This is a genomic window from Burkholderia sp. Bp8998 (assembly GCF_003854235.1).
GTDB lineage: Bacteria > Pseudomonadota > Gammaproteobacteria > Burkholderiales > Burkholderiaceae > Burkholderia.
Genome location: NZ_QTQF01000099.1, coordinates 1 through 3,455, shown reverse-complemented (window position 1 = coordinate 3,455; position 3,455 = coordinate 1). Strand labels below are relative to the sequence as shown.

Sequence of the window (3,455 nt, the reverse complement as noted above, 5' to 3'; positions counted from 1 at the left end):
CTTCGTCGAGCGTGTCGACTTCCATCACGACCAGCACCGGCCCGAAGATTTCATGCGTATAGACCGTCATGTCGGGCTTCACGCCCGAGAAGATCGTCGGCCCGATGAAGTTGCCTTCCTCGAAACCGGCGACCTTCACGTCACGGCCGTCGAGCTCGAGCTTCGCGCCTTCCTTGGTGCCGGCGTCGATCAGCGACAGGATGCGCGCCTTCGCACCGCGCGACACGACCGGCCCGACGTCGGTGCCCGCTTCCGAGCCCGCGTTGACCTTCAGCGCCTTCGCCTTCGCGACGATGTCCGGCAGCCAGTCGCGCGCGCTGCCGACGAGCACCGCGACGGAGGTCGCCATGCAGCGCTGGCCGGCCGCGCCGAAACCGGCACCGACCAGTGCGTTGATCGCCTGCTCGCGGTTCGCGTCGGGCAGCAGGATCGCGTGGTTCTTCGCGCCCATCATCGCCTGCACGCGCTTGCCGTGCTGGCTGCCGAGGTTGTACACGTGCGTGCCGACGGCCGTCGATCCGACGAACGAGATCGCCTTCACGAGCGGATGCGTGCAGATCGCGTCGACGACTTCCTTGCCGCCGTGCACGACGTTCAGCACGCCCTTCGGCACGCCGGCTTCGATGGCCAGTTCGACGAGCTGCATCGTCGACATCGGGTCCTGCTCGGACGGCTTCAGCACGAACGTGTTGCCGCACACGATCGCCATCGGGAACATCCACAGCGGGATCATCGCGGGAAAGTTGAACGGCGTGATGCCCGCGCACACGCCGAGCGGCTGGCGCAGCGTGTAGGTATCGACGCCGCCCGCGACGTTCTCCGCGAACTCGCCGAGTTGCAGCGAACCGATCGAGCACGCATGCTCGACCACTTCGAGGCCACGGAAGATGTCGCCTTCGGCGTCGGGCAGCGTCTTGCCCTGCTCGGCCGTCAGCGTCTTCGCGATGCGCTGCTGGTTCGCACGCACGAGATCCTGGAACTTCAGCATGATGCGCATGCGCGCGGAGATCGGCGTGTTCTTCCACGTCGCATACGCGGCGTGCGCGGCCTGCACGGCCGCGTCGACTTCCGCGACGGTCGCGAACGGCACGCGCGCGAGGACCTGCTGCGTCGCCGGGTTGACGATGTCGCGCCACTCGCTCGTGGTGGACTCGACGAAGGCACCGTCGATCAGCAGCTTGACCGTCGGCACGTCTTGCCCCGTCTGGGGCGTCGGATTCGCGTTCATCGATGTACTCTCCTTGCAGTGGGCCGCGTAGCGTCATGCAACGCACGGCCGGTTCAATCGGTTTGGCGGGCGGCGGCCGCGGCATGCGGCGCGCGCGGCCCGCGGCCGGTCATTTCAGTTCGGCGGCGAAGTCTTCCTCCCAGTATTCGCCGGGCATCCGCGTGCTCGCATCGTCGCCGCGCTCGATCTCGCGGCGGCGCAACTCGACGCGGCGGATCTTCCCCGAGATGGTCTTCGGCAACTCCGCGAACTGCAGGCGACGAATGCGCTTGTACGGCGCGAGCTTCTCGCGCGAGAAGCGGAAGATCTCCAGCGCGAGCGCGGGGCTTTCCTCGTAGCCCTGGCGCAGCGTGATGAAGGTCTTCGGCACCGACAGCCGCACCGGGTCCGGGCTCGGCACGACGGCCGCTTCCGCGATCGCCGGATGCTCGATCAGCACGCTTTCCAGTTCGAACGGGCTCAGCCGGTAGTCGGACGACTTGAACACGTCGTCCGCGCGGCCGATGTACACGTAGTAGCCATCGTCGCCGCGCATCGCGATGTCCGACGTGCGGTAATGGCCGTCGCGCATCGCGTGGGCCGTCGCGTCGGGATTGTTCGCATAGCCGTTCATCAGCCCGACCGGGCGCGTCACGCCGGCGCCGATCGGCAGCGCGACCTCGCCTTCGCCGACCGGCGCGCCGTCCGGGTCGAGCAGCGCGATCCGGTAGCCGGGCAGCGGCCGCCCCATCGAGCCCGCGACGACCGGCTGGCCCGGCGTGTTGCCGATCAGGCAGGTCGTCTCGGTCTGGCCGTAGCCGTCGCGAATCGTGATGCCCCACGCCTTCTTCACGCGCTCGATGATCTCGGGATTCAGCGGCTCGCCCGCGCCGACGATCTCGCGCAGCTTCACGTCGAACGACGCGAGCGGCTGCTGCACGAGCATGCGCCACACGGTCGGCGGCGCGCACAGCGTGGTGACCTGGTATTTGACGAGCGCATCGAGCACCGCCTTCGGCTCGAAGCGCGTGTAGTTGAATACGAACACGCACGCCTGTGCATTCCACGGCGCGAAGAAGCAGCTCCACGCATGCTTCGCCCAGCCCGGCGAACTGATGTTCCAGTGGATGTCACCCGGCTGCAGGCCGACCCAGTACATCGTCGACAGGTGCCCGACCGGATAGGTGCGGTGCGTATGCTCGACGAGCTTCGGCTTCGACGTCGTGCCCGACGTGAAGTACAGCAGCATCGATTCGTTCGACTGCGTGACGGCGTCGGGCTCGAACACGGCACTCGCCGCGTAGCCGTCGTTCATCGCGAGCCAGCCGTCGCGCGGCGCGCCGGCGACGATTTTCTGCTTGAGGCCGAGGTCGGCCTGTTCGAACTTGGCGGTTTCGTTCTCGTCGACGATCGCGTAGGTCGCGCCGCCGATCTGCACGCGATCGCGCACGTCGTCGGCCGACAGCTGCGTGGTCGCGGGCAGCACGATCGCGCCGAGCTTCATCGCGGCGAGCATCGCGTCCCACAGCTCGACACGGTTCGGCAGCATCAGCAGGATCCGGTCGCCGCGCACGACGCCGATGCCGCGCAGCCAGTTCGCGATTCGCGACGAGCGCTCGGACATCTGCGCGAACGAATACGGGTCGCCCGTGCCGGTCGCCGCGTCGACGATCCACAGCGCGGGCTTGTCGTTGCCGCGCGCCATCGGGTCGAAGTAGTCGAGCGCCCAGTTGAACGCATCGAGCACCGGCCATTCGAAATCGCGGTAAGCGGTTTCGTAGTCGGTGCGATGGCGCAGCAGAAAGTCGCGTGCGTCCAGGAATGCCTGTACCGTCATCGTGTCGTCTCCTGTCGGCCCAGCGTTAGTGCTTTAGCACTTATGCTGGCCCCATGCCCTGGTATGTCTCCAGTCTCCATGCCCAGCGGTCAACCGGCGCATGTGCTGCAGCGCATGCCCGGTTCCGTGTTGCGCGGCGCACGGTCACGTCGTTGCGTGCCGCGTTTGCCGCGATACCCTCGTGCCTTCCTTGTTTGCCGGCTTATTGATTTATTTGCGTGGTTTCAAATGGAGCGAAATGGAGCGCGCAGCGACTCAAAGCTGTCGCGCGATCACCATCCGCTGCACTTCGCTGGTGCCCTCGTAAATCTGCGTGATGCGTGCATCGCGATAGTGACGCTCGACTTCGTAATCGGCGAGGTAGCCGTAGCCGCCGTGGATCTGGATCGCATCCGAACACACGCGCTCGGC

3 protein-coding genes are annotated in these 3,455 nt (G+C 66.7%); all 3 read right to left on the bottom strand.

What is annotated here, in order from left to right; all coding sequences use genetic code 11:
• On the bottom strand, positions 1–1,228 hold a 1,228-nt coding region (locus DIE06_RS37425), incomplete at its 3' end, for a CoA-acylating methylmalonate-semialdehyde dehydrogenase (RefSeq protein ID WP_148094378.1).
• A gap of 109 nt (positions 1,229–1,337) precedes the next feature.
• Positions 1,338–3,044 (bottom strand): AMP-binding protein, encoded by a 1,707-nt coding sequence (locus DIE06_RS37420; protein WP_124665708.1) that lies wholly within the window; start codon positions 3,042–3,044, stop codon positions 1,338–1,340.
• Between the two features lie 255 nt (positions 3,045–3,299).
• Positions 3,300–3,455 (bottom strand): acyl-CoA dehydrogenase family protein (locus DIE06_RS37415; RefSeq protein ID WP_260433904.1); only part of this gene is annotated, 156 nt, incomplete at its 5' end.